The sequence below is a fragment of the Nocardioides zeae genome (genome assembly GCF_030818655.1).
GTDB lineage: Bacteria > Actinomycetota > Actinomycetes > Propionibacteriales > Nocardioidaceae > Nocardioides > Nocardioides zeae_A.
In genome coordinates, this window is the sequence record NZ_JAUTAN010000001.1 from 637,457 (window position 1) to 663,735 (window position 26,279).

The following is a 26,279-nucleotide window of genomic DNA, read 5'->3' on the forward strand; positions in this document are numbered from 1 at the left end:
CCGACGGCCCCGGCGGGGTAACCCCCGCCGGGGCCGTCGGTCGTCCCGGTGTCATGGAGGAGGTGCCCGTGCTGCAGCCCGGGAGCGTGGTCGGTAGCTACGAGGTCGGCGAGAGCATCGGTCACGGCGGCATGGGTGTCGTCTACCGGGCCGTCCACCGCGACCTCGACCGCGAGGTGGCCCTGAAGGTGCTGGCCCCGCAGTTCTCCGGGGACGAGGACTACCGTCGGCGGTTCCTGAGCGAGGCGCGCACGCTCGCCCGCCTGGAGTCCCACCACATCGTCGCCATCTACGACGCCGGCGAGCACGACGGATCGCTCTACCTGGCGATGCAGCTGGTCACCGAGGGCGACCTGTCGTCCTGGTCGCGCCGCTTCGGTGCGATGCCGCCCGTGATGGCGCTCGACCTGCTGCGCCAGGTCACCACCGGCCTGGCGACCGCGCACGAGGCCGGCGTGCTGCACCGCGACATCAAGGCCTCGAACGTGCTGCTGCGGCGGCTCCCGGGCGGCGCCACCCGTGCGTACCTCTGCGACTTCGGCATCGCCCAGACCGCCGACGAGTCGCACACCCGCACCGGTGCCGTCGTCGGCACCTGGGCCTACCTCGCCCCCGAGCGCCACCGCGGCGTCCCCGCCTCCGTGAGCAGCGACCTCTACGCGCTCGGGTGCCTGCTGTGGGCGATGCTCACGGGGCGCACGCCCTACCAGGGCAGCACCGAGATGGAGGTGGCCCTGGCGCACATGAACGCCCCGGTGCCCCAGCTCGCCGGCGGGTCGAACGAGGTGCGCGCGCTCAACCACCTGCTCGCCCGGCTCCTCGACAAGGACCCCGCGCGACGGATCTCCTCGGCCGGCGAGGTGCTGCACGAGATCGACCGGGTCGCGGCCGCCGTCCGCCCCGGTGGCGCGCCGTTGCCCGGCGGCGACCGCACCCGCACCGCGTCCCACGGCGGGCCGACCGGATCGCGGGGGGTCCTCCCCGCCGGGGGTGTCGGACGCCCCGGCGCTCCTGGCGGCCCCGGTGCCCCCGGCGGCCACGGCGGCCCTGTCCGTGCCGGCGGAGCGCCGTCGGGGAGCCGGCGTGGCCTGCTCGCCGGTGCGCTCGCGCTCGTCCTCGTCGCGGGCCTCGGCCTGGGTGCGTGGGCGCTGCTCTCGCGCGGTGGTGACGGGGGCGGCGGCACCGACGACATCCCCTTCGCCGACGACACCGTCGCCGGCGTCGTGGACGGTGCGACGCTCACGACGACGCCGTGCGACGGCTCGACGGAGGGGCTGCGGATCACCGGCGTGCTGCCGGAGACCGGCGTCCTGGCCCAGCAGGCTCCTCCCGTGCTGGGGGGCCTCGGCCTCGCCGTCAGCGACATCAACGACGCGGGCGGCGTCCTCGGGCAGGACGTCTGCCAGGACGTCGTCGACAGCGGCGACGACGACACCGTCGCGTCGCTGCTGGCGGACGGCGTCGACACCGACGTGGTGGTGGGCCCGATCCAGTCGGAGCTGTCGGATACGCTGCCGCCGGTGCTCGACGACGAGGAGGTCGTCAACATCTCCCCGTCGTCGTGGGTCAACGACCGCTCGGGGGTCTCGCGCTACGCGTTCCGCACGATCGGCGACATGGACACCATGGCGGACGCGCTGGTGCGCACGATGCTCGACCGGATCGGCAGCGGCGACGACGTCGCGTTCGTGACCGCCGCCGAGCCGTTCTCGCTCCGGTCGAGCGCCGCGATCGAGTCCGCGATGGAGGCGGTCGGGATGACGTGCCTCCTCGCCTGCCCGGACGCCGGGGAGGACGTCCCGGAGACCACCACCGACTTCAGCGCCATCGCGGAGCAGGTCGCGACGTCGGGGGCCACCGCGGTGGTCGTCAACGGCTACCTCGACGGCTCGGCGCTGCTGACCGCGCTCGCGGCGACCGACTTCGACGGCCCCGTCTACCTCTCGGCCGTCAGCGACACCGACTTCGTCGACGTGCCCGCCGACATCCTCGCGCGGACCTTCTCCGTGTTCCCCGCCGTGCAGTCCTCGGAGGACTTCCAGGCGCGTGTCGCCGACTGGTACGCCCTCGACTCGGGCGGCACCGTCCCCACCCCGTTCCTCTCCGCGGAGTCGTACGACGCGGTGGTGCTGGCGGCGTTGGCCGCCATCCGCGGCGGTGCGACCGACGGCGACACGATCGCCGACAACATGGGGCCCGTCTCCGGCAGCGAGGGCGGCACGCAGTGCGCCACCTTCCGCCGGTGCGCGGCCCTGCTGGAGGCCGACCAGGAGATCGTCTACCGGGGTGTCGCCGTGCGAGGGCCGTTCAACGAGGACAACGACCTGACCGAGGCGCTGTTCAGCACGATCAGCTTCGAGGAGAACGGCGACGCGGTGCGCGGCGAGAACCAGGTGCTGGGCCGCCAGCGCTGAACCCGACCCGGCGGGACCGGAACCCGGTCGTCGCGACCGGACGAGGTTCGTGACAGGCTCGCTCGGGGTATCGGGCCCCCGCCGGGCCGCGACGCCCGCCTGATCCGACAGACGAGGGGGGAGCCGTGCTGCCGCAGCCGGGGGCCGAGTTCGGGAGCTACGACGTCGGCGAGCGCATCGGCCGTGGTGGCATGGGGGTCGTCTACCGCGCGGTCCATCGCGACCTCCAGCGGGAGGTCGCCCTCAAGGTGCTGTCCGAGCAGTTCTCGTCGGATGCCGAGTACCGCGCCCGCTTCCTCAGCGAGGCACGCACCCTCGCCCGCCTCGAGTCCCCGTTCGTCGTCACCATCCACGACGCGGGGGAGCGCGACTCCTCGCTCTTCCTCGCCATGCAGCTCGTCCCCGACGGCGACCTGGCGGCGTGGCTCCGCCAGTACGGCGCCGTGCCGCCCGCGATGGCCCTGGACCTCCTCCGGCAGGTGACGAGCGGGCTCCTGGCCGCCCACGAGGCGGGGGTGCTGCACCGGGACATCAAGGCCTCCAACGTGCTGCTGCGCCGCCTGGGCGAGGGCGGCGTCCGGGCCTACCTCTGCGACTTCGGCATCGCGCAGACCGAGGACGCGGGCCACACGCGCACCGGCGGGGTCGTCGGCACCTGGGCCTACCTCGCCCCGGAGCGCCACCGCGGGGTCCCCGCCTCCGTGCGCAGCGACCTCTACGCGCTGGGGTGCCTGTTGTGGGTCATGCTCACCGGCCGCACGCCCTACGAGGCGGCCAGCGAGATGGAGGTCGCGCTCGCCCACATGAACGCGCCCGTGCCGCAGCTGCCCGAGCACGGGCCGCAGGAGCGGGGCATCAACGACCTCCTGCGTCAGCTCATGGCCAAGGATCCCGGCCAGCGCCCCGCCTCCGCACGGGCGCTGCTGCCGATGCTCGACCGCGTGTCCCGCGGCACGGGCGGGCCGGGTCCCGCTCCCGGGCGCCGCGCGGTCGCCGAGGCCCCACCGTCCGCGCCGGCCCCCGCCGGCCGCGTCGCGTCCGGTGACCTGCCGACCCACGGCCGGCGGCGTGCGGAACCCGGGCCCGCGTCCACGCCGGCCCGCGGAGAGCGCCGGACCACGTCGGGCACGGGCCGGGGCCGGTGGCTGCTGGCCGCCGGGCTCGCGGGCGTCGTGCTCGTGGCGGGCGCCGTCGTGGGGGTGCTGGTGCTCGGCGGCGACGACCCGGAGGGCGGCGACGGCACGGTGCCGCTCGCGGACGTCCCGTTCGCCGACGACGACCAGCCCGGGGTCGTCGACGCCGACTACACGGTCACGCCGTGCGGCGATGCCGGCACGGCCACGGACGCCCTCCGCGTCGGCGGCCTGCTGCCGCTGCGGTCCGACGACTCGACGTACCGGGGGCCGACGACCGCCGGCCTCGGACTCGCCGTCAGCGACATCAACGCCGCCGGCGGCGTGCTCGGCCAGCCCGTCTGCCAGGCCGTCGAGGAGGCGGGCGACCGGCTCGACCTCGAGTCCGGGGAGGAGGGCGCGGCCGCGTTGATCGACCAGGACATGTCGGTCGTGGTCGGCCCGACGCGGTCGGAGGTCGCGGAGGCGGTCGTGCCCGAGTTCCGCGACGCCGAGGTGCCGCTCGTCGGGGTCGGCGCCACCGACAGCGAGCTCTCGGGGATCTCGCCGTACTTCTTCCGCACCATCGGCGACACCACGGCCTACGACGACGCGTTCGCGCGGTTGGCCCAGGAGAACAGCGCCGACACCATCGCCTTCGTCGCGCAGCAGGGCGCAGCCGACCAGATCGAGGACCGCGACCGGCTCCTCGACGCCGCGGAGGCGGCCGGATCCACCTGCGTGTGGGGCTGCGACGACACCGAGCTCACCACCGACGCCGACTTCTCCGACGACGCGGCGGCGGTCGTCGCGAGCGGGGCCGAGACCGTCGTCGTCCTCACCGAGCCCACCTCGCCCTTCATGGACGCCTACGCGCCGGCGAAGACCGACGCGAACGTCGTCACCGTCGGCGGCAGCTTCCAGCTGGCGGTCGACGGCTATCCCGCGTTCTTCGGCACCGTCTCCGCGCTCGTCAACGGCGCGCGCCCCGGCGACGGGTTCGTCCAGCGCCTCGGTGACTGGACCGCGGCCACCGACGAGCCCGACCTGACGATCTCGACGCTCGCGGCCGAGACCTACGACGCCGTCGTGCTCGCGGCGCTCGCGGCGGTGCGGGGGGAGGCGACGGACGGCGCGACCATCGCGGAGAACCTGCGGGCCGTCGCCGGCAGCGGGGGCGGCACGGTGTGCGTCACCTTCCGGCGCTGCGCAGCGCTGCTCGAGGGTGGTCACGAGGTGACCTACCGCGGGGTGGCCGTCGACGCGTCCATCGACGCGGACAACGACCTCGAGTCGGGCCGGTTCAGCGTGCTGGGCTACGACGAGTCGGGGGAAATCATCACCGATCCGGTCGACGAGATCGTGGGCACCAAGTCCGGGGCCGACGACGCCTCCTGACCCCGGTCAGTCCTCGGGGTCGTCCAGCCGCGCCAGCCACGTGGCGAGTCGCTCGACAGCCGTCTCGAACTCCGGGTGGGTGTCGACGAAGGCCTGCAGCTGCTCGGCGAGCCAGGCCAGCGTGACCTCCTCGTCGCCCCGTCGCTTCTCCAGCTCCTCGATGCCGCGGTCGGTGAAGTACATGCCGCCCATTCTCCCTCCGCCCCGTCCCGCCGACGACCCCCGCACCGCTCCGGTACGACGACGGGCCGGCCACCCCGCAGGGTGACCGGCCCGTCGTGCGTCAGCGCGTCAGGCGAACGCGCGGGCGAGGAGCTCCTTCTGCTCCTCGGCGTGGCGCTTCGCCGTGCCGACCGACGGCGACGCCGACTGCTTGCGCGTGACCGGCTCGACGGTGAACTTCTCGATGAGGGGCCACGAGTTGAGCTGCAGGTGCGGCCACGGGCCCATGTTCTCGGGCTCGTCCTGCACCCAGCGGACCTGCTCGAGGTTCGGGTACTTCGCGATCTCCTCGGCGATGGCCGTGTCGGGCGTCGGGTAGAGCTGCTCGACGCGGGCGATGGCGAACGACGAGCCGTTGTCCCGCTTGGTCCGCTCGACCGCGAGGTCCCACGTCACGCGACCCGAGCAGAGCAGCAGGGTCGTCACCTTCTCGGCGTCGGCCTCGGCGTCGCCGATGAGCGGCTGGAACGTGCCCGAGGTGAAGTCGTCGGGCTGCGAGGCGGCCTCCTTGCGGCGCAGCATCGACTTCGGCGTGAAGACCACGAGGGGCCGGTGGCGCTCGCTCAGCGAGTGCTGCCGGAGCAGGTGGAAGTACGACGCCGGGGTCGAGGGCTGCGCGACGACGAACGCGCTCTCGGCGCACATCTGCAGGAAGCGCTCGATGCGGGCCGACGAGTGGTCGGGGCCCTGGCCCTCGTAGCCGTGCGGCAGCAGCAGCACGACGCCCGAGCGCTGGCGCCACTTCGTCTCGCTGGAGGAGATGAACTCGTCGATGACGGTCTGGGCGCCGTTGACGAAGTCGCCGAACTGCGCCTCCCACAGCACCAGCGCCTCGGGACGCGCGACGGAGTAGCCGTACTCGAAGCCGAGGGCGGCGTACTCGCTGAGCAGCGAGTCGTAGACGTGGAACTTCGCCTGGTCCTCGGTGAGGTTGGACAGCGGCGTCCACTCGTCGGCGTTGGTGCGGTCGATCATCGTCGCGAAGCGCTGCACGAACGTGCCGCGGCGCGAGTCCTGACCGGCCAGGCGCACCGGGCGGCCGTCCATGAGCAGGGCGCCGAAGGCGAGGATCTCGCCGGTCGCCCAGTCGATGGGGCCGTTCGCGATCGCCGCAGCGCGACGCTGCAGCTGCGGCAGCACCTTCGGGTGGACCGTGAAGCCCTCCGGTGGCGTCGTGTAGGCGTCCGCGACGCGCTTCATCTCCTCGAGCGAGATCGCGGTCTGCGTCTCGCCGGCGGGCTTCTCCGGGTAGTCCGGCACGGTCGTCCACTCGGACGGCTGGCTCGTCGCCTCGCGGACCTCGGTGAAGACGCGCTCGAGCTGCTCCTGGTAGTTGCGCAGGACCTGCTCGGCCTCCTCGATCGTGATGTCGCCACGACCGATGAGGGACTCGGTGTAGAGCTTGCGCACCGAGCGCTTCTGCTCGATGAGGTCGTACATGAGCGGCTGCGTGAAGCTCGGGTCGTCGCCCTCGTTGTGGCCGCGGCGGCGGTAGCAGACGAGGTCGATGACGACGTCCTTGTTGAACGCCTGGCGGTACTCGAACGCGAGCCGGGCGACGCGGATGCACGCCTCCGGGTCGTCGCCGTTCACGTGGAAGATCGGCGCCTGCACCATGCGGGCGACGTCGGTCGCGTAGAGCGTCGAGCGCGACGAGCCGGGCGAGGTGGTGAAGCCGACCTGGTTGTTGACGATCACGTGGATCGTGCCGCCCGTGCGGTAGCCACGGAGCTGGGACAGGTTGAGCGTCTCCGCGACGACGCCCTGGCCGGCGAAGGCCGCGTCGCCGTGCACCAGCAGCGGGAGCACCGGGAACGCGTCGCCGCGGTCCAGGACGTCCTGCTTGGCCCGCGCGATGCCCTCGAGCACCGGGTCCACCGCCTCGAGGTGCGAGGGGTTGGCGGCGACGGAGACCTTGACCTTGTCGCCGTTGTCGGCGACGAACTCGCCCTCGGCGCCCAGGTGGTACTTGACGTCGCCGGAGCCCTGGACCGTGCGCGGGTCGATGTTGCCCTCGAACTCGCGGAAGATCTGGCTGTACTTCTTGCCGACGATGTTGGCGAGCACGTTGAGGCGGCCGCGGTGGGCCATGCCGATCGCGACCTCGTCCAGCGACGCCTCGGCGGCGGCCTCGCAGATCTCGTCGAGCACGGGGACGGTCGTCTCGCCGCCCTCGAGGCTGAAGCGCTTCTGGCCGACGAACTTCGTCTGCAGGAAGGTCTCGAAGGCCTCGGCCTGGTTGAGCTTCAGCAGGATCCGCAGCTGCTCGTCGCGCGGCGTCTTCTTGTGGGGCTGCTCCACGCGCTCCTGGATCCACCGGCGCTGCTCGGGGTCCTGGATGTGCATGTACTCGATGCCGGTCGTGCGGCAGTAGCTGTCGCGCAGGATGCCGAGGATGTCCCGCAGCTTCATGAAGCGGCGGCCCTCGCCACCGAACGACCCGGTGGCGAACTCGCGGTCGAGGTCCCACAGCGTGAGGCCGTGGGTCTCCACCCGCAGGTCGGGGTGGCTGCGCTGCTTGTACTCCAGCGGGTCGGTGTCGGCCATGAGGTGGCCGCGCACGCGGTAGGCGTGGATCAGCTCGAGGATGCGCGCCTGCTTCGAGATCTCGTCGTCGTGCGACGTCGCGATGTCGTTGCTCCAGCGGATCGGCTCGTAGGGGATCCGCAGCGCCCGGAAGATGTCGTCGTAGAAGTCGTCGGCGCCGAGCAGCAGCTGGTGCACGCGCTTGAGGAACTCGCCCGACTGCGCGCCCTGGATGACGCGGTGGTCGTAGGTCGACGTCAGCGTCATGACCTTGCTGATGCCGTTGCGGGCGATGGCCTCTGCGGAGGCGCCCTGCCACTCCGCCGGGTACTCCATCGCGCCGACGCCGATGATGGCGCCCTGGCCCTTCATGAGCCGCGGCACGGAGTGGACGGTGCCGATGCCGCCCGGGTTGGTGAGCGAGATCGTCGTGCCCTGGAAGTCGGCGATCGTCAGCTTGGAGTCGCGCGCCTTGCGGACGATCTCCTCGTAGGCCGTCCAGAAGGCGGCGAAGTCCATCGACTCGGCCGCCTTGATCGACGGCACGAGGAGCTGGCGCTGGTCGCCCTTCTGGATGTCGATCGCGAGCCCGAGGTTGATGTGGGCGGGCGTGACCAGGTTGGGCTTGCCGTCGACGACCTCGTAGCCGACGTTCATCTCCGGCATGCTCTTCAGGGCCTGCACCAGCGCGTACCCGATGAGGTGCGTGAAGGACACCTTCCCGCCGCGGGCGCGGGCGAGGTGGCTGTTGATGACGGTGCGGTTGTCCCAGAGCAGCTTCACGGGGACGGCCCGCACGGACGTCGCCGTCGGCACCTCGAGGGAGGCGTCCATGTTCTGCACCGTGCGCGCCGGGGCGCCGCGGAGCACCGTGTAGGTCGGGGTGTCGGACGCAGCCGCAGCGGCAGCCACGGGGTTCTCCTTCGCGACCGGCTTGGTGCCGCCCTGGCCCGGCTCGGAGGCCTGGCTCGCGGGGCGGGGGTTGGACTGCGGCGTGGGGGCGGCCTTCTCGGGGGCCTTCGCGGGAGCCGCGGCCGGCGCCTTCTCGGCAGTCGCGGCGGGGGCCTTCTCGGGGGCCTTCTCGGGGGCCTTCGCCGGAGCCTTCGCAGGGGCCTTGGCCGGAGCCTTCGCGGCGGCGGGTGCCGGCGCCTTCGCGGGGGCGGCGGCGGGGGCCGAGCCGTTGCCGTTCGAGCCGTTCGTCGCGCCCGTCGTGAAGTAGGCCTTCCACTCCGGGGTCACGCTGTCCGGGTCACGCTCGAACTGCTCACGCATCTCGTCGACGAGCCACTCGTTGGCTCCGAAGTCGACGGTCGATGTGGATGGGCTGCCAGGGGACTGCGGCACGGCTAGGTTCGCCTCTTCCGGGAGTACGCGACGGGGTGGGTTTCGGCCACCCAGGCTAGTCCCTGGCGGCAACAATTGCAGGGACCGGGTCGCAAGCCGGTCGCCCTACCCGCCCGTACCGGCCGGACCTGTCCAATTGGACCGTTCATCGTGTCCGAGATCACGCCGGCGCGAGGCCGGGATCGCGCGGTGCGGGGCTCCGCTCGGGGGCCGACCTAGCCTGGCGGCCATGCGTCCTCGTCCCGAGCAGCCCGGTCCCGGTCAGGAGTCCGTCTGGGACTACCCGCGCCCGCCCGCCCTCGTGCGTTCGACCGAGCGGGTCGAGGTGTGGCTGGGTGGCGAGCGGATCGCGTCGACCGACGCTGCCTGGCGCGTCCTGGAGACGAGTCACCCGCCGACGTACTACCTGCCGCGCGACGCCTTCGTCGAGGGCGCGGTCCACCCGGTCGAGGGCACCAGCACCTGCGAGTGGAAGGGCCGGGCGGCCTACGCCGACCTCGTCGGCGGCGCCCGCAGGGCTCCCCGTGCGGCCTGGACCTACCCGCTGCCCACCCCGCGCTTCACGGACCTCGTGGGCACCCTCGCGGTCATGCCCGGCGCCGTCGACCGCTGCACGGTCGACGGTGAGGAGGTCGTGCCCCAGCCGGGCGGCTTCTACGGCGGCTGGATCACCTCGCGGGTGGTCGGCCCCTTCAAGGGCGCCCCCGGCACGTGGGGTTGGTGAGCCGCCCCCGGTGAGCCGTCTCAGTCCGTCACGGTGATCCGCGACGCGGCCCGCCGGGCGGTGGCGCGGGCGGCCTCGACGTCGTCCCCGAGGGCGAGGGTGACGGCCATCCGGCGGCGCCCCGCCACGGCCGGCTTGCCGAACACCCGCACGGCCGTGTCGGGCTCGGCCAGGGCGGCCTCGATCCCGGCGTACCGGGGCGCGGTCAGCTCGCCCTCCAGCAGCACGGCGCACGACGCGGCGGGGCCGCGGTCGCGGACGTTCGGGATCGGGAGGCCCAGCACGGCGCGCACGTGCAGCGCGAACTCGGAGAGGTCCTGCGAGACCAGGGTGACGAGGCCGGTGTCGTGCGGACGCGGGGAGAGCTCGGAGAAGACGACCTCGCCGCCGGCCACGAACAGCTCGACACCGAAGAGCCCGCGACCGCGCTCGCCGCACAGCTCGCGGACGACGGCGGCCGCGACCTCCTGCGCCCGGGCGAGCACGGCGTCGTCGAGGACCTGCGGCTGCCAGGACTCGCGGTAGTCGCCGTCGACCTGCACGTGCCCGATGGGTGCACAGAAGGAGATGACGTCCGGTCCGCCGTCCGTCGCGGCGTGCTTGACGGTGAGCAGCGTGATCTCGACGTCGAAGTCGACGAAGCCCTCCACGATCACCCGGCCCGCGCCCGCGCGGCCGCCCTCCTGCGCGTAGCGCCAGGAGGTCTCGACGTCGGCCGGCGTGCGGACGACCGACTGGCCCTTGCCCGACGACGACATCACGGGCTTCACCACGCACGGGGTCCCGACGGCCTCGACCGCCGCGGTGAAGTCCTCGAACGTGTCCGCGAACCGGTACGGCGAGGTGGGCAGCCCCAGGTCCTCGGCGGCGAGCCGGCGGATGCCCTCGCGGTCCATCGTCAGGCGGGCCGCGCGGGCCGTGGGCACCACGGTGACGCCCTCGGCCTCCAGGTCGAGCAGCGTCGGCGTGTGGATGGCCTCGATCTCCGGGATCACCCAGTCGGGCCGCTCCAGCTCGACCACGCGGCGCACCTCGGCGCCGTCGAGCATGTCGATCACGTGGCTGCGGTGCGCGACCTGCATGGCCGGGGCGTCGGCGTACCGGTCGACGGCGATCGTCTCCACACCGAGGCGCTGGAGCTCGATCGCCACCTCCTTGCCGAGCTCGCCGGAGCCGAGGAGGAGGGCGCGGGTGGCGCCGGGGGAGAGGGGGGTGCCGAGGATCGTCACGCGCACAGGGTAGGGGGAAGGGCCGACACGGCGAAGGGCCCGGACCGCGTGCGGTCCGGGCCCTTCGGTGCTGCACCCCCGGCAGGATTCGAACCTGCGACTCCTGGTACCGGAAACCAGTGCTCTATCCCCTGAGCTACGGAGGCCCGCCCGACCGGTCGCGACCGGTCATGAGGCTGGGACGACCTTACAACCCCGCCAGGGTGGCGGCGAATCAGGTGGGCCCCCGATATCGATGCCAGGCCCGGCGCCCCGCGCCGATACGCTGGGTCGGTGACCCCCGAGCAGCTCTCCACGACCGTCCGCGACGCCCTGGTGGCGCTCGTCGCCGACGGTTCCCTCGCCCTGGCCGACGCCGATCTCCCCACGACGGTGACGATCGAGCGACCCCGCCAGAAGGGCCACGGCGACTACGCGACCAACGTCGCGCTCCAGCTCGCGAAGAAGGCGGGCACCAACCCGCGCGCCCTGGCGAGCCTCCTGAGCGAGCGGCTCGAGCGGGCCGCGGGCGTCGCCGGGATCGAGATCGCCGGGCCGGGTTTCCTCAACATCACGGTGGACGCCGGCGCCCAGGGCCAGGTCGCGGCCGACATCGTGGCCGCGGGCGCGACGTACGGCCGCTCGCACACGCTCGACGGGCTCAAGGTCGACGTCGAGTTCATCTCCGCCAACCCCACCGGTCCGCTGCACCTGGGCCACACCCGCTGGGCCGTGCTCGGCGACGCGATCGGCCGCGTCCTCGACGCTGCGGGCGCCCAGGTCACGCGCGAGTTCTACATCAACGACCGCGGCGTCCAGATGAACCACTTCGCCGACTCGATCATCGCGGCCGCGCTGGGGCAGCCGGCGCCCGAGGACGGGTACGCCGGGGCGTACGTCGCCGAGCTCGCCGCGGCCGTCGAGGCGGCCCGGCCCGGGATCTTCGACCTGCCCGCCGACGAGCGCCGCGCCGCCGTCCGCGCCGAGGGCTACGCGATCCAGCTGCGGGAGCAGCAGGAGCAGCTCGCGGCGTTCCAGACCCACTTCGACGTGTGGTTCTCGGAGCTCTCCCTGCACGAGTCGGGCTCGGTGCCGGAGACGCTCGCCCGCCTCAAGGACCTCGGCCACGTCTACGAGTCGGAGGGCGCGCTCTTCATGCGCACCACCGACTTCGGCGACGACAAGGACCGCGTGCTCATCAAGTCGGACGGCGAGCTGACCTACTTCGCCTCCGACACGGCGTACTACCTGAACAAGCGCGCGCGGGGCTTCGACCGCTGCCTCTACCTGCTGGGCGCCGACCACCACGGATACGTGAACCGCCTGCGTGCCATGGCCGCCTGCGTGGGGGACGACCCCGACGAGACCCTCGACGTGCTCATCGGCCAGCTCGTGAAGATCCTGCGCGACGGCGTCGAGGTGAAGCTGTCCAAGCGCAAGGGCACGATCGTCACGCTCAACGAGCTCGCCGACGAGATCGGCGTCGACGCGCTGCGCTACTCGCTCGCGCGCTACCCGGCCGACTCGCCGCTGACGCTCGACATCGCGGAGATCACGCGGGCCTCGGCCGACAACCCGGTCTACTACGTGCAGTACGCGCACGCCCGCACCTGCCGCATGATCGCGAACGCCACGGACCTGGGGATGCGCCTGCCCGGCGCGTTGGGCGACGAGTTCGACGCCTCGCTCCTCTCCCACGAGCGCGAGGGCGAGCTGCTGCGGGCCCTCGCCGAGTTCCCGCGCGTCGTCGCGACCGCGGCCGAGCTGCGCGAGCCCCACCGCATCGCGCGCTACCTGGAGGACACCGCGTCGGTGTTCAACAAGTGGTACGACACCAAGGACTGCCGGATGCTGCCGCAGGGCGACGAGCCGGTATCGCCGACGAACGAGGCGCGCCTCGTGCTCGCCCACGCCGTGCGCCAGGTCGTCGCGAACGGCCTGGGCCTGCTCGGCGTCTCCGCCCCCGAGAGGATGTGACGAGGTGGTCCGCGCCCACGAGGCCGGCTGGGCCCACGCCGAGGGCGCCCTGCGCGGCCCGGCCTGGCTCCGCGAGCCCGCCGACCCCAACGCCCTCGTCGAGCACCTGTGGTCGACGAACGTCGCCAAGGACGCGTCCGGCGAGCTGACCGTGGCCGGGGTGCCGGTGTCCCGCATCGCGGAGGAGCACGGCACCCCGGCGTACGTGCTCGACGAGGACGACTTCCGCGGCCGCGCCCGCGCGTTCCGCGACGGGTTCGCCGGGTGGGACGTCTACTACGCGGGCAAGGCCTTCCTGTGCACCGCGGTCGCACGCTGGGTGGCCGAGGAGGGGCTCTGCCTCGACGTCTGCTCGGAGGGCGAGCTGGCCGTCGCGCTGCGGGCGGGGGTCGACCCGGCGCGGATCGGCTTCCACGGCAACAACAAGTCGGTGCGGGCGCTGCGGCGGGCGCTCGAGGTCGGCGTCGGCCGGATCATCGTCGACTCGTTCCACGAGATCGAGCGGCTGACGGAGCTGACCGCCGGCGCCGGGCGCCGGGCGCCGGTCATGATCCGGGTGACGGCCGGGGTCGAGGCCCACACGCACGAGTACATCGCCACGGCCCACGAGGACCAGAAGTTCGGCTTCTCCATCACGGCCGGCGACGCGCTGGAGGCGGCGCGGCGGGTGCTGGCCGCCGAGGGGCTCGAGCTGCGCGGGCTGCACAGCCACATCGGCAGCCAGATCTTCGACTCCGCCGGCTTCGAGGTCGCCGCGAAGCGGGTGCTGGCGCTGCACGCCCGCGTGGCGTCCGAGCTGGGCCACACGATGCCCGAGACCGACCTCGGTGGCGGCTTCGGCATCGCCTACACGACGCAGGACGACCCCTCGACGCCCGCGGTGCTCGCGGCCGAGATGCGCGCCATCGTCGAGCACGAGTGCCGGGGCCTGGGCATCGCGGTGCCGCACCTCTCGATCGAGCCCGGGCGCGCGATCGTCGGCCCGTCGACGTTCACGCTCTACGAGGTGGGCACCGTCAAGGAGGTCGCGCTCGACGGCGGCGCGAGCCGCACCTACGTCTCCGTCGACGGCGGCATGAGCGACAACATCCGCACGGCCCTGTACGACGCGGACTACTCCTGCACCCTCGCGTCGCGCAGCTCGGAGGCCGCGCCCGAGCTCGCCCGCGTCGTGGGTCACCACTGCGAGGCCGGCGACATCGTCGTGAAGGACGAGTTCCTCCCGGGCGACGTGGCGCCGGGCGACCTGCTGGCCGTGCCGGCGACGGGTGCCTACTGCCGGTCGATGGCGTCGAACTACAACCACGCGCTGCGCCCGCCCGTGATCGCGGTGCGCGACGGGTCGAGCCGGGTCGTCGTGCGCCGCGAGACGTTCGACGACCTCCTGGCCACCGACGTCGGCGGGTCCGAGGAGTGAGCCGGCACGAGGCCGATCCCGTGCCGGCGGCTCGCTCCGGATACGGTGCGGGGGCTCCCCGTGCGCTCGCGGCCATGGCCGATGCGGTCGCGGGGCCCCCTCCGAGCGACCCGTCACGGCGCCGCAGGCCGTCCGGCCGGCGGTGGAAAGGTTGAGAACGATGCAGACCAAGGACGCCCTCCGCGTCGCCGTGCTCGGCTGCGGGTCGGTCGGCTCGCAGGTCGTGCGCCTGCTGACGGAGCAGGCCGACGACCTCGCGATGCGCGCCGGTGTCCCCCTCGAGCTGGTCGGGGTCGCCGTGCGGCGGCTCGACGCACCGCGTGAGGTCGACGTCCCGGGCCACCTCCTCACGACCGACGCCACCGCGCTCGTCACCAGCGGTGTCGACCTCGTGGTCGAGGTCATCGGCGGCATCGAGCCGGCGCGCTCCCTGATCCTGGCGGCGCTCGAGAGCGGCGCCTCCGTGGTGACCGCCAACAAGGCGCTGCTGGCCGAGGACGGCGCGACGCTCTTCGAGGCCGCCGAGAAGGCCGGTCGGGACCTCTACTACGAGGCGGCCGTGGCGGGCGCCATCCCGATCATCCGCCCGCTGCGCGAGTCGCTCGTCGGCGACACCGTCACCCGCGTGCTCGGCATCGTCAACGGCACGACGAACTACATCCTCGACAAGATGGACAGCTCGGGCGCCGGCTTCGCCGACGCGCTCGGCGAGGCCCAGGAGCTGGGGTACGCCGAGGCCGACCCCACTGCGGACGTCGAGGGCTTCGACGCCGCGGCGAAGGCCGCGATCCTGGCGTCGCTGGCGTTCCACACCCGCGTCACCGCAGCCGACGTGCACCGCGAGGGCATCAGCGACGTGACCGCCGCAGACGTGCGCTCGGCGGCCGACATGGGCGCCGTCGTCAAGCTGCTCGCCATCTGCGAGCTGCGGGACGGACCCGAGGGACAGGCGGTCTCCGCCCGGGTGCACCCCGCGATGATCCCGCGCAGCCACCCGCTGGCGTCGGTCCGCGAGGCCTACAACGCGGTCTTCGTGGAGTCGCAGGCCGCCGGCCGGCTCATGTTCTACGGCCCGGGTGCCGGCGGTGCGCCGACGGCCTCGGCGGTGCTGGGCGACCTCGTCACCATCGCCCGCCACCACCGTGCGGGGACGCGGGGGGCGGGGGAGTCGGCGTACACGGCCCGTCCCGTCCTGCCGATGGGCGAGACCCTGACGCGCTACCACGTCGCCATCGACGTCGAGGACCGCGCGGGCGTGCTGGCGCTCGTCGCGACCGCCTTCGCGGAGCACGGCGTCTCGATCCAGACGGTCCGCCAGGAGGGCCGCGGGGCCGACGCCCAGCTCGTCGTCGTGTCGCACCGGGCCACGGACGCCCAGCTCGCCGCCACGGTGGCACACCTGCAGCAGATGGACATCGTCCGCGAGGTCACCTCGGTGATGCGCGTGGAGGGGGAGACCGAATGAGCACGACGGCCGCACGCCCGCAGTGGCGTGGAGTGATCGACGAGTACCGCGAGCTGCTCGACCTGCCCGCGGGACTGCCGGCGGTGACGCTGCGCGAGGGCGGGACGCCGCTCGTGCGCTCCGGCTGGCTGTCCGGCCTCACCGGCGCGGAGGTCTGGCTCAAGGTCGAGGGCAACAACCCGACCGGGTCCTTCAAGGACCGCGGCATGACCGCGGCGATCTCGCTGGCGAAGCACGAGGGCGCCCGCGCCGTCGTGTGCGCGTCGACCGGCAACACGTCGGCCGCCATGGCGGCCTACGCCGCCCACTGCGGGCTCACGCCGCTCGTGCTCGTGCCCGAGGGCAAGATCGCGGCCGGCAAGATGGCGCAGGCGATCATGCACGGCGCGCAGGTGCTGATGGTGCGGGGCAACTTCGACGACTGCCTGACCCTCGCGCGGCAGCTCGCGGACTCCTACCCGGTGGCCCTCGTGAACTCCGTCAACCCCGCGCGGCTCGAGGGGCAGAAGACCGCGGCCTTCGAGATCGTCGACTTCCTGGGCGACGCGCCCGACGTGCACGTGCTGCCGGTCGGCAACGCGGGCAACATCTCGGCGTACTGGCTCGGCTACACCCAGTACGCCGCGGCCGGCCACGCGTCGCGCCGTCCGGTGATGCGCGGGTTCCAGGCCGCGGGCGCGGCCCCGCTGGTGCACGGCGCGCCGGTGTCCGACCCGGAGACGAAGGCGACGGCGATCCGGATCGGCAACCCCGCCTCGTGGAAGCTGGCCGTGGCCGCCGCCGAGGAGTCGGGTGGTCGGTTCCGCGCCGTGACCGACGAGCAGATCCTCAGCGCCCAGCGCGAGCTGGCGCGGCGCGACGGCGTCTTCGTCGAGCCGGCCTCCGCGACCGGTGTCGCCGGCCTCCTCGACGACCTCGACCGGGGGGAGTCCTACGCCGGCCTCACCGTCGCGGTGACCGTGACGGGCCACGGGCTCAAGGACACCGTGACGGCGCTGGAGGGCCTCGGCGACGTCGTGGACTCCGTCGTCGACGCCGACGTGGCCGACGTGGCGCGCGCAGCCGGGCTCGCCTGACGTGGGGGCCCTCGACGCCCCGCTGGACCGCACGGACCCGGGTGCCGCCTTCGTGCAGGGACCGGTCTCGGTCTCCGTGCCGGCGACCTCGGCGAACCTCGGTCCGGGCTACGACACCCTGGGGCTGGCGCTCGCCCTCCGCGACGTGCTCACCGGTGAGGTGATCGCACCGGCCGACGGGACGCCGGCCCGGGTGGAGGTCGAGGTCGTCGGCGAGGGTGCCGGCGACGTACCGCTCGACGAGTCCCACCTGGTGGTCCGCGCGATGCGCTGCGCCTTCGAGCAGATGGGGCTCGCCCAGCCCAGCCTGCGCCTGCGCTGCGAGAACGTGCTGCCCCACAGTCGGGGGCTCGGGTCGTCCTCGGCCGCGATCGTCGGTGGGCTGGCGCTCGCGCGCGCCCTCGTCGCCGACGGTGCCCAGCGGCTCGACGACACGGATCTCTTCACCCTCGCCGCCCGGCTCGAGGGACACCCCGACAACGTGGCCCCTGCGGTCTTCGGCGGGTTCACGGTCTCGGGCTCGGAGGGCGGCACGTTCTTCGCGGTGCCCTCGCCGGTCGCCGCGGGGGTCTCCGCCGTGGTCTTCGTCCCGGACGAGCCCGTCTCGACCGAGGTCGCCCGCAGCCTGCTGCCCGCGACGGTGCCGCACGCCGACGCCGCCGCGAACGCGGCGCGGGTGGCGCTCCTCGTGCTCGCGCTCGCCCAGCGTCCCGAGCTGCTGCCGGCCGCGACGCGGGACTACCTCCACCAGGACTACCGCGCCTCGGCGATGCCCCGCAGCGCCGAGCTGGTGCGGGCCCTGCGCGCCGACGGCGTCGCGGCGGTCATCTCGGGCGCCGGCCCCACGGTGCTGGCGTTCGTCGGCGACGCGGACCCCGACGACCACGTCGAGTCGCCCGCGGACGCGCGGCGCGCTCTCACGAGCGCGGAGGCGCTGCTCGCGCGCTGCCCCGACGGGTGGCGCGCCCACCACCTCGCGGTGGATCCGCGGGGTGTGGTGGTACGGTAACCAGCGCGTCATCGATCGGTCTGCTCCGATCGTGCGGCGCGGCGCTCGCCGGGATCATCCCGCGCGGTGCAACCTCCTCCACGTCCCCGACGCGGATCCACTCCTGCCCGACGCAGCTCGCCCGCGAGCCGTGACGGGTCGGCCCTGCGGCGTGGAGGCCATGACCCCAGCTGGCGGTGCGGACCGCGCGTTCTCCGCCCAGCGCACAAACGTGGGAAGGACCTCACGTGACTGAGACGATCGATTCCGCCGCAGCCGAGCAGACCCCGAAGAAGCGCGGCGGGCTCAACTCCCTGCTGCTCGCCGACCTCAAGTCGATGGCGGGTGGCCTGGGGATCGCGGGTGCGAGCGGCATGAAGAAGGCCCAGCTCGTCGACGCGATCAAGGCGGCCCAGTCGGGCGGCGGTGCGTCCGCGTCCGGCACGGCCCCGGCGCGCCGCGCCCGCAAGACCACCGCGTCCGCCGAGGCCCCGGCAGCCGCGCCCGAGCAGAGCGCCCCGGCCGACGCGGCCGCGGAGCGCCCCGCCCGCACCCGGCGGGCACGCCAGGCCGACGGCGACGCCCAGCCCGCCGCGAGCGGCGGGAACGGCGCCGGTCCGGCGACGGACGAGTCCGCCCCGAGCGCCGAGCGCGCCGAGCGGCCCGCGCGCCGCCGCGACCGCCAGCAGGCGGACAGCACCGAGACCACCGGCTCGGCGGACGACGCCGGCCGCTCGCAGGGCGACGCCCCGCGGGAGCAGCGCGGCGACCAGCGCGAGGGCCGGGGCAACCGTGACGGCCAGGGCAACCAGGACCGCAACCAGGACCGCAACCAGGACCGGGACCGGAACCAGGACCGCAACCAGGGCGGGAACCAGGGCGGGAACCAGGACCGCAACCAGGGCAACCGGAACCAGGGCGGGAACCAGGACCGCCAGGGCGGCAACCAGGGCCAGCGCAACCAGGACCGCAACCAGGACCGTGGCGGCAACCAGGGCCCGCAGTCGAACCGCGACGACGAGGGCGGTCGGCGCAGCCGGCGTCGTCGGGGCCGCGACCGTGACGGCGGGGGCGGCAACAACCGCGACCGCAGCGGCCGGGGCGGTCGGGAGCCCGACACCACGATCCTCGAGGACGACGTCCTCGTGCCCGCGGCGGGCATCCTCGACGTCCTCGACAGCTACGCGTTCGTCCGCACCAGCGGCTACCTGCCGGCGCCCGAGGACGTCTACCTGTCGCTCCCCATGGTGCGGAAGATGGGCCTGCGCCGTGGCGACGCCATCGTCGGCCAGGTGCGCCAGCCCCGCGAGGGCGAGCGCAAGGAGAAGTTCAACCCGATGGTGCGGGTGGACTCGGTCAACGGCGACGACCCCGAGAAGGCGCGCAACCGGCCCGAGTTCGCCAAGCTGACGCCGCTCTACGCCTCGGAGCGCCTGCGTCTCGAGACCGACCAGCACAACCTCATCGGTCGCGTCATCGACATCGCCGCGCCGATCGGCAAGGGCCAGCGCGGCCTCATCGTCTCCCCGGCCAAGGCCGGCAAGACGATGGTGATGCAGTCGATCGCCAACTCGATCACGCGCAACAACCCCGAGTGCCACCTCATGGTCGTGCTCGTCGACGAGCGTCCCGAGGAGGTCACCGACTTCGAGCGCTCCGTCAAGGGCGAGGTCATCTCCTCGACGTTCGACCGCCCGGCCGGCGACCACACGACGGTCGCGGAGCTGGCGATCGAGCGGGCGAAGCGCCTCGTCGAGCTGGGCCACGACGTCGTCGTCCTCCTCGACGGCATCACCCGCCTGGGCCGCGCTTACAACCTCGCCGCCCCGCCGAGCGGACGCATCCTCTCCGGTGGTGTGGACTCGGCCGCGCTCTACCCGCCGAAGAAGTTCTTCGGTGCGGCCCGCAACATCGAGAACGGCGGCTCGCTCACCATCCTCGCCACGGCCCTCATCGAGTCCGGCTCGAAGATGGACGAGGTGATCTTCGAGGAGTTCAAGGGCACCGGCAACATGGAGATCCGGCTGCGCCGCGAGTTCGCGGAGAAGCGGATCTTCCCGGCGATCGACGCCGTCCAGTCGGGCACCCGTCGCGAGGAGCTGCTCCTCGGCAAGGACGAGCTCGCCATCATCTGGAAGGTGCGTCGCCTCCTGTCGGGTCTCGACGGCCAGCAGGCGCTGGAGCTCCTGCTCGAGCGGCTCAAGAAGTCGCAGAGCAACATCGAGTTCCTCATGCAGGTGCAGAAGACGATGCCGGGCGCCGGCGAGAACGGTCACTGAGCGCCGCCTCCGGGCGGCCACAGAAGCGTCGCCACCGGGGAACACACGGATTGGTGTCCGTGTTGACCCCGGTGGCACAATCCATCGCTGGCTCCGGTTCACGGCCTCCCACCGGGGGAGGACGACCCGGCGGCCGAGGAGAAGAGGACAGATCATGCAGAAGGACATCCACCCCGACTACGTCGTCACCCAGGTCACCTGCACCTGTGGCGCGAAGTTCGAGACCCGCAGCACGTCGACGTCCGGCTCGATCCACGCCGACGTGTGCTCGCAGTGCCACCCGTTCTACACGGGCAAGCAGAAGATCCTCGACACCGGCGGCCGCGTGGCCCGCTTCGAGGCGCGCTACGCGAAGGCTGGCGCGGCCAAGAAGAACTGAGGCCCGTCTCAGCGCCGGCTGGCTCCTCTCGGCCTCCATGTCGAGGGAGCCAGCCGGCGCTGTGCATTTCCCGCCCCTGAACCCGACCGAGGAGCCCCCGTGTTCGAGGCCGTCGAGGCCCTGGCCGCCGAGCAGGCCGAGCTCGAGCGCACCCTGGCCGACCCGTCGCTGCACGCCGACCAGGCGGCCGCGAAGCGCGTCAACCAGCGGTACGCCGAGGTCAGCGCCGTCGTCCGCACCTGGCGGGAGTGGCAGGAGCTGGGCGACGACCTCGGCGCCGCCCGGGAGCTGAGCGCCGACGACGCGGCCTTCGCCGCCGAGGCCGAGGAGCTCGCCGCACGCCGCGAGGAGGCCGCCGAGCGACTGCGGCGGCTGCTCGTGCCGCGCGACCCCGCGGACGGCAAGGACGCCCTGCTCGAGCTCAAGTCGGGGGAGGGTGGCGAGGAGTCGGCGCTGTTCGCGGGGGACCTGCTCCGCATGTACGCCCGGTACGCCGAGCGCCAGGGGTGGACCACCGAGGTGCTCGACGCGACGCCGTCCGACCTCGGGGGCTACAAGTCCGTGACGGTCGCGGTGAAGGCGAAGGGAACGCCGGAGCCGGGGACGGCGCCGTACGCGCTCCTCAAGTTCGAGGGCGGGGTGCACCGGGTGCAGCGGGTGCCGGTGACGGAGTCGCAGGGGCGCGTCCACACGAGCGCCGCCGGCGTGCTGGTGCTCCCCGAGGCCGAGCAGGTCGACGTCAGCATCGACGAGAACGACCTGCGCATCGACGTCTTCCGCAGCTCCGGACCCGGCGGGCAGAGCGTCAACACGACCGACTCGGCCGTGCGGATCACGCACGTGCCGTCGGGCATCGTGGTCAGCTGCCAGAACGAGAAGAGCCAGCTGCAGAACAAGGAGCAGGCGCTGCGCATCCTCCGTGCGCGGCTCCTCGCGGCGGCGCAGGAAGCAGCGGCCGCGGAGGCCAGCGACGCCCGGCGTTCCCAGGTGCGCACCGTCGACCGCTCCGAGCGCATCCGCACCTACAACTACCCGGAGAACCGGATCTCCGACCATCGCACCGGCTACAAGGCCTACAACCTCGACGCCGTCCTCGACGGCGACCTCGGCCCGGTCGTGGCGTCGGCCGTCGACGCCGACCTCGAGGCGCGGCTGGCGTCGGTCGAGGCGGGCCCGGCCCGATGACCGGCCCGACGACCGGCGCGGCGGAGCCCCTCGCGGCCGTCCGACGGCGGGCGAGCGCCGTGCTCGCCGCCGCGGGGGTGGCCAGCCCGGAGCGCGACGTCGAGCTGCTGCTGGCGCACGTCCTCGACGTACGCCTGGGCAACCTCGCCCTCGTCCGGTCCCTGGAGGCGCCGCAGGCCGCCGAGCTCGACGCGCTGGTGGCCCGGCGTGCCGCGCGCGAGCCGCTGCAGCACCTGACCGGCTCGGCCGCCTTCCGGCACGTCGAGCTGGCGGTCGGCCCCGGGGTCTTCGTGCCCCGGCCCGAGACGGAGCTGCTCGCCGGGTGGGCCGTCGACCGCGTGCGGGAGGCGGGGGAGCAGCCCGTCGTCGTCGACCTGTGCACGGGCTCGGGCGCGATCGCCCGCGCGCTCGCGGACGAGGTTCCCCACGCACGCGTCCACGCGGTCGAGCTCGACCCCGACGCGTTCACCTGGGCTCAGCGGAACCTGGCCGGCACGGGCGTGGACCTCCGCCAGGGGGACCTGGCCGACGCGTTCGTCGACCTCGACGGCACGGTCGACGTCGTGGTGAGCAACCCGCCCTACATCCCGCTCGAGGCCTGGGAGTCCGTCGCCCCCGAGGCCCGGGACCACGACCCCCACCTCGCCCTCTTCTCCGGCGACGACGGTCTCGACGCGGTCCGCTCCCTGGTGGGCCGCGCGGCGGCCCTCCTGCGTCCCGGCGGGCACCTCGGCTTCGAGCACGCCGACGAGCAGGGCGAGAGCGCCCCCGCGGTCGTCGTCGCGGACGGCCGCTGGAGCGACGTGCGCGACCACCCCGACCTGGCAGGTCGCGCGCGCTACACGACGGCGAGGCTGGCACGATGAGCCCCGTGAGCGAGCCGCAGACCCCCGAGGACCGCACGCCCGAGACGCCCAGCCTGGAGAAGGCGACGACGCCGAGCCGCGTCCTGCCGACCACCACCCCCGAGGAGCGTGAGTCGGCCGTCGAGGCCGCCACCCTCGCCGTACGCCGCGGTGCGGTGGTCGTGCTCCCCACCGACACGGTGTACGGCGTGGGTGCCGACGCGTTCGACCCCACCGCGGTGTCGCAGCTGCTCGCGGCCAAGGGCCGCGGACGGGACATGCCGCCGCCGGTGCTCATCAGCTCGGCCGTGACGGCCGACGCCCTGGCGCGGGAGATCCCCGGCTGGGCGCGTGCCCTCATGGACGCCTTCTGGCCCGGCCCGCTCACGATCGTGCTCCACCAGCAGGCCTCGCTCCAGTGGGACCTCGGCGACACGCGGGGGACCGTCGCGCTGCGGATGCCCGACCACGAGCTGGCGCGCGAGATCCTCGAGCGCACCGGACCGCTGGCCGTGAGCTCGGCGAACCTCACGGGCCGTCCGGCCGCGACCACCGCCCAGCAGGCCGACGGCATGCTCGGCGACGCGGTCGAGGTGATCGTCGACGGCGGCACCTCGCCGGGCGGCAGCGCCAGCACCATCGTCGACGCGACCGGCCCGCAGGGCCGGGTGCTGCGGACCGGCGCGCTCAGCCTCGAGGAGCTCAACGCCGTGCTCGAGCCCCAGGGCGCCACGCTCGTCGACAACGGCTGAGAGGGCGCGCGTTGCGGGAGTACCTCCTCGTCGTCCTGGTCGCCGCCGCCGTCACCTACCTGGCGACGGTGGTGGCGCGCGAGCTCGCGCTGCGCTGGGGCGCCGTCGCGAAGGTGCGGGGCCGCGACGTGCACGTCACGCCGATCCCGTACTTCGGCGGGATGGCGATGCTCGTCGGCATCGTCGCGGCCTACGCCGTTGCCCGCCAGCTGCCCTTCCTGTCCTACCGCGGCTCGGAGTCGCTGTTCCGCGACGCCGGGGTGGTGGTGCTGGCCGGCGCGGTCATCTGCCTCGTGGGGATCGCCGACGACCTGTGGGAGATCTCCCCGCTCATGAAGGCTGGCGCCCAGGTGCTGGTGGCGTCGGGCCTGGTGCTGAGCAACGTGCAGTTCTACTCGGTGCCGCTGCCCGGCGGGGGCATCTTCGTCATGGACGAACTCCAGGGCGCGCTGCTGACGGTGATCATCGTCGTGGTCACCGTCAACGCGGTGAACTTCGTCGACGGCCTCGACGGCCTGGCCGCGGGCGTGGTCGGCATCGGGGCGCTGGCCTTCTTCTGGTTCTGCTACCAGCTCGCCAACGTCAACGGGGCCACCCTGGCGAACACCGGCGCCCTGCTGAGCGCGCTGCTGGCGGGGGCCTGCCTCGGCTTCCTCGGCCACAACTTCCACCCGGCGCGGCTGTTCATGGGGGACAGCGGCTCGATGCTCATCGGGCTCATGCTGTCCGCCAGTGCCATCACCCTGACGGGCCAGTTCCCCGCCACGGAGCTCACGGCGGACGCCGACGGCGGTACGGCGAGCCTGCTGCCCGTCCTGCTGCCCGTCCTGCTGCCCGTGGCCATCCTCATCATCCCGCTGACCGACCTGGTGCTCGCCGTGCTGCGGCGGGCCAAGAAGCGCGTCTCGCCCTTCGAGGCCGACAAGCAGCACCTGCACCACCGGCTCCTCGAGATCGGGCACTCCCACCGGCGTGCCGTGCTCGTCATGTGGATGTGGGCCGCGCTGGTCGGGTTCGGCACGGTGACGATGAGCCTCTACTCGGGGGCGCTCGTGGCGGCGGTGCTGGCCGTCGGCTTCGTGGCCACCCTGGCCGTGACGCTGCTCGTGCGCTCGGCCGAGCCGGTCGACGAGGTCGCCCTTGCGGCGCCCCCGGAGGAGCTGGCGACGCCCCCCGAGGACGGCGCGACCGAGGGCTTGTGATAACTTTCACGAGCGCTCGGGCCGCTGTCTGACCGCGTCTCCCGCACCACCTCCTCACCCCCGACGAGAACGGCCGCCCTCATGACGACCGCCCCCGCCGCCGGCACGCAGCGCCCTCGCGGCGCCGCTCGCCTCGTGCTGCGGACGACCGTCCCGGTGGGTCTCTCGGTCGTCGTGCTCACCCTCGTGGGAGCGCTCGTGGGCGGGTCCTCGGCTGCGCTCGGCGCACTGGTCGGGGGAGTGCTGCTGCTGGTCGTGCTCGGTTCCAGCACCCTGGTGGTGGACCTGGTCGCCACCCTCGCGGGTGCCCCCGTCCTCCTCGTGAGCGTGCTCACCTACACCCTCAACGTGGTCCTCGTGCTGCTCGCGCTCATCGTGGTGCAGCGGTCGGGGCTGACGGACGACGCGCTGAGCGCGCCGTGGCTGGGCGGAGCGATCGTGGTCGGTGCCCTGGTGTGGACCGTGGCGCACGTGGTGGTCACCCTCCGGGCGCGGATTCCGCTCTACGACCTGCCCGACCGAGCGGCCGTCCCGTCGGAGAGGCCAGGTGCGTGATGGCGGTCTCTGCCTGCTATCGTCCGGGGCGCGATGACACCGCAGGAGCCCTCCTCCGAACGTTCGAGGACAACACCCGACGGGCCGATGGCCGACCCCTGGCGATCGTTCAGCTACATGACCTCGGGCGTGCTGCTCTACGGGCTCCTCGGCTGGCTCGCAGATCGATGGTTGGGCACGAGCTTCCTGGTTGCGATCGGCATCCTGGTCGGCGCGGGTCTGGGCATCTACATGACGTTCGCCCGCTACAACCGGGCTTCCCCCGAAGCCCCCACCGACAAACCGACGACCTGAACGCGGGCGGTCCGGCCTGGACCGCTGCGATCGACCACCCGGACCTGATGGCCGACCTCACGAAGGAGCACACGCGTTGAGCGTCAACGTTCTGGCCGCGACGGAGGAGCCCTACATTCCGGGCCCCTCCAGCTTCGACCTGCCGCCGATCTTCGGTGAGGGCACGATCGTCACCAAGCCGATGGTGCAGATCGTCCTCTTCGCCGCCCTGGCCTTCGCGTTCCTCTACTTCGCGTCGCGCAAGCGCGCGCTCGTCCCCGGCAAGCTGCAGTTCGTCGGCGAGGCCGGCTACGGCTTCGTCCGCAACTCGCTCGGCCGCGACATCATCGGCAGCCACGACTTCCAAAAGTTCGTGCCCTACCTGGTGTCGATGTTCTTCCTGCTCCTGTTCAACAACTGGGCCGCGGCGATCCCCGTGATCCAGTTCCCGACGTTCTCGCGTGCGGGACTAGTCTACGGCCTCGCACTCATCAGCTGGCTGGTCTACAACGGCGTCGGCATCAAGAAGCACGGCCTCCTGGGCTACTTCAAGCTGCAGTGCATGCCGAGCGGCGTGAAGGGCCCGATCCTGGTGCTCATCGTCCCGCTGGAGTTCTTCTCCAACATCCTGGTCCGCCCGGTCACGCTGGCCCTGCGTCTGTTCTGCAACATGTTCGCGGGCCACCTGCTGCTCATCCTGTTCGCGATGGGCGGTTACTGGCTGATCTTCCAGAGCGGCGTGCTCGGCTACGTGCCGGTGGGCATCCTCGCCTGGGTGCTGTTCACGGCCATCTTCTTCCTGGAGCTGCTGATCCAGTTCCTCCAGGCGTACGTGTTCACGCTGCTGAACGCGATGTACATCGCCGGCGCCCTCGCCGACGAGCACTGACCTTCCCCTTCCAGCAACACCGCTGAGAAACCCAACCGAAAGGAAGCAC

The 26,279-nt window shown here is 73.0% G+C and carries 20 protein-coding genes and 1 tRNA gene; 17 read left to right on the forward strand and 4 right to left on the reverse strand.

From position 1 onward, the window contains the following. Window positions 1-68 precede the first annotated feature (68 nt). Window positions 69-2,414 (forward strand): bifunctional serine/threonine-protein kinase/ABC transporter substrate-binding protein, encoded by a 2,346-nt coding sequence (locus QE405_RS03010; protein WP_307198737.1) that lies wholly within the window; start codon window positions 69-71, stop codon window positions 2,412-2,414. A gap of 125 nt (window positions 2,415-2,539) precedes the next feature. Then, window positions 2,540-4,924 carry a protein kinase domain-containing protein gene (locus QE405_RS03015; RefSeq protein WP_307198738.1) on the forward strand — a complete coding sequence of 795 codons (2,385 nt, stop codon included), beginning with the start codon at window positions 2,540-2,542 and terminating at the stop codon, window positions 4,922-4,924. A gap of 6 nt (window positions 4,925-4,930) precedes the next feature. Here QE405_RS03015 and QE405_RS03020 read toward each other — a convergent pair whose 3' ends face one another. Further along, a complete protein-coding gene (locus tag QE405_RS03020) occupies window positions 4,931-5,107 on the reverse strand; it encodes a DUF6104 family protein (RefSeq protein ID WP_174267464.1) in 177 nt (58 codons plus the stop codon). A 108-nt stretch (window positions 5,108-5,215) separates the two neighbouring features. After that, window positions 5,216-9,016, reverse strand: a complete 3,801-nt coding sequence (locus QE405_RS03025; protein ID WP_307198739.1) for a multifunctional oxoglutarate decarboxylase/oxoglutarate dehydrogenase thiamine pyrophosphate-binding subunit/dihydrolipoyllysine-residue succinyltransferase subunit — start codon at window positions 9,014-9,016, stop codon at window positions 5,216-5,218. Between the two features lie 229 nt (window positions 9,017-9,245). On the opposite strand from QE405_RS03025, the gene QE405_RS03030 reads away from it, so the two are divergent. After that, window positions 9,246-9,740, forward strand: coding sequence for a DUF427 domain-containing protein (locus QE405_RS03030; RefSeq protein WP_307198740.1), 495 nt, complete (start codon window positions 9,246-9,248; stop codon window positions 9,738-9,740). A gap of 20 nt (window positions 9,741-9,760) precedes the next feature. On the opposite strand, the gene purT is transcribed toward QE405_RS03030, so the two are convergent. Beyond that, the gene (purT, locus tag QE405_RS03035) at window positions 9,761-10,969 is read right to left on the reverse strand and encodes a formate-dependent phosphoribosylglycinamide formyltransferase (RefSeq protein WP_307198741.1); all 1,209 of its coding nucleotides are present in this window, start codon (window positions 10,967-10,969) and stop codon (window positions 9,761-9,763) included. Between the two features lie 73 nt (window positions 10,970-11,042). Next, a tRNA-Arg gene (locus tag QE405_RS03040) sits at window positions 11,043-11,115 on the reverse strand. 127 nt (window positions 11,116-11,242) lie between these two features. On the opposite strand from QE405_RS03040, the gene argS reads away from it, so the two are divergent. From argS to atpB, 14 genes are all read left to right on the forward strand, one after another. After that, window positions 11,243-12,925, forward strand: coding sequence for an arginine--tRNA ligase (gene argS / locus QE405_RS03045; protein WP_307198742.1), 1,683 nt, complete (start codon window positions 11,243-11,245; stop codon window positions 12,923-12,925). A 4-nt stretch (window positions 12,926-12,929) separates the two neighbouring features. Then, entirely contained in the window at window positions 12,930-14,342 is a 1,413-nt protein-coding gene (lysA, locus tag QE405_RS03050; protein WP_307198743.1) for a diaminopimelate decarboxylase, read from the forward strand. 160 nt (window positions 14,343-14,502) lie between these two features. Then, on the forward strand, window positions 14,503-15,807 hold the full coding sequence (locus QE405_RS03055; protein WP_307198744.1) for a homoserine dehydrogenase: 1,305 nt from the start codon (window positions 14,503-14,505) through the stop codon (window positions 15,805-15,807). Then, entirely contained in the window at window positions 15,804-16,883 is a 1,080-nt protein-coding gene (thrC, locus tag QE405_RS03060; protein WP_307198745.1) for a threonine synthase, read from the forward strand. Before QE405_RS03055 ends, thrC begins: the two co-directional genes overlap by 4 nt. Window position 16,884: 1 nt before the next feature. After that, window positions 16,885-17,892: a homoserine kinase gene (gene thrB / locus QE405_RS03065; RefSeq protein WP_307198746.1), complete on the forward strand. Its 1,008-nt coding sequence runs from the start codon at window positions 16,885-16,887 to the stop codon at window positions 17,890-17,892. Between the two features lie 227 nt (window positions 17,893-18,119). Beyond that, window positions 18,120-20,150, forward strand: a complete 2,031-nt coding sequence (gene rho / locus QE405_RS03070; protein ID WP_307198747.1) for a transcription termination factor Rho — start codon at window positions 18,120-18,122, stop codon at window positions 20,148-20,150. 154 nt (window positions 20,151-20,304) lie between these two features. Continuing rightward, the gene (gene rpmE, locus QE405_RS03075; RefSeq protein ID WP_307198748.1) at window positions 20,305-20,529 is read left to right on the forward strand and encodes a 50S ribosomal protein L31; all 225 of its coding nucleotides are present in this window, start codon (window positions 20,305-20,307) and stop codon (window positions 20,527-20,529) included. Window positions 20,530-20,628: 99 nt separating this feature from the next. After that, a complete protein-coding gene (gene prfA / locus QE405_RS03080) occupies window positions 20,629-21,714 on the forward strand; it encodes a peptide chain release factor 1 (protein ID WP_307198749.1) in 1,086 nt (361 codons plus the stop codon). Then, on the forward strand, window positions 21,711-22,580 hold the full coding sequence (prmC, locus tag QE405_RS03085) for a peptide chain release factor N(5)-glutamine methyltransferase (RefSeq protein ID WP_307198750.1): 870 nt from the start codon (window positions 21,711-21,713) through the stop codon (window positions 22,578-22,580). Before prfA ends, prmC begins: the two co-directional genes overlap by 4 nt. Before the next feature lie 5 nt (window positions 22,581-22,585). Beyond that, a complete protein-coding gene (locus QE405_RS03090) occupies window positions 22,586-23,311 on the forward strand; it encodes an L-threonylcarbamoyladenylate synthase (RefSeq protein WP_307198751.1) in 726 nt (241 codons plus the stop codon). 11 nt (window positions 23,312-23,322) lie between these two features. Then, the gene (locus QE405_RS03095; RefSeq protein ID WP_307198752.1) at window positions 23,323-24,513 is read left to right on the forward strand and encodes a glycosyltransferase family 4 protein; all 1,191 of its coding nucleotides are present in this window, start codon (window positions 23,323-23,325) and stop codon (window positions 24,511-24,513) included. A gap of 81 nt (window positions 24,514-24,594) precedes the next feature. Beyond that, window positions 24,595-25,068, forward strand: coding sequence for a hypothetical protein (locus QE405_RS03100; protein ID WP_307198753.1), 474 nt, complete (start codon window positions 24,595-24,597; stop codon window positions 25,066-25,068). Window positions 25,069-25,101: 33 nt separating this feature from the next. Next, the gene (locus tag QE405_RS03105) at window positions 25,102-25,362 is read left to right on the forward strand and encodes an AtpZ/AtpI family protein (protein ID WP_307198754.1); all 261 of its coding nucleotides are present in this window, start codon (window positions 25,102-25,104) and stop codon (window positions 25,360-25,362) included. A gap of 76 nt (window positions 25,363-25,438) precedes the next feature. After that, window positions 25,439-26,230 carry a F0F1 ATP synthase subunit A gene (gene atpB / locus QE405_RS03110; protein ID WP_307198755.1) on the forward strand — a complete coding sequence of 264 codons (792 nt, stop codon included), beginning with the start codon at window positions 25,439-25,441 and terminating at the stop codon, window positions 26,228-26,230. The last annotated feature ends 49 nt before the right edge of the window (window positions 26,231-26,279 follow it).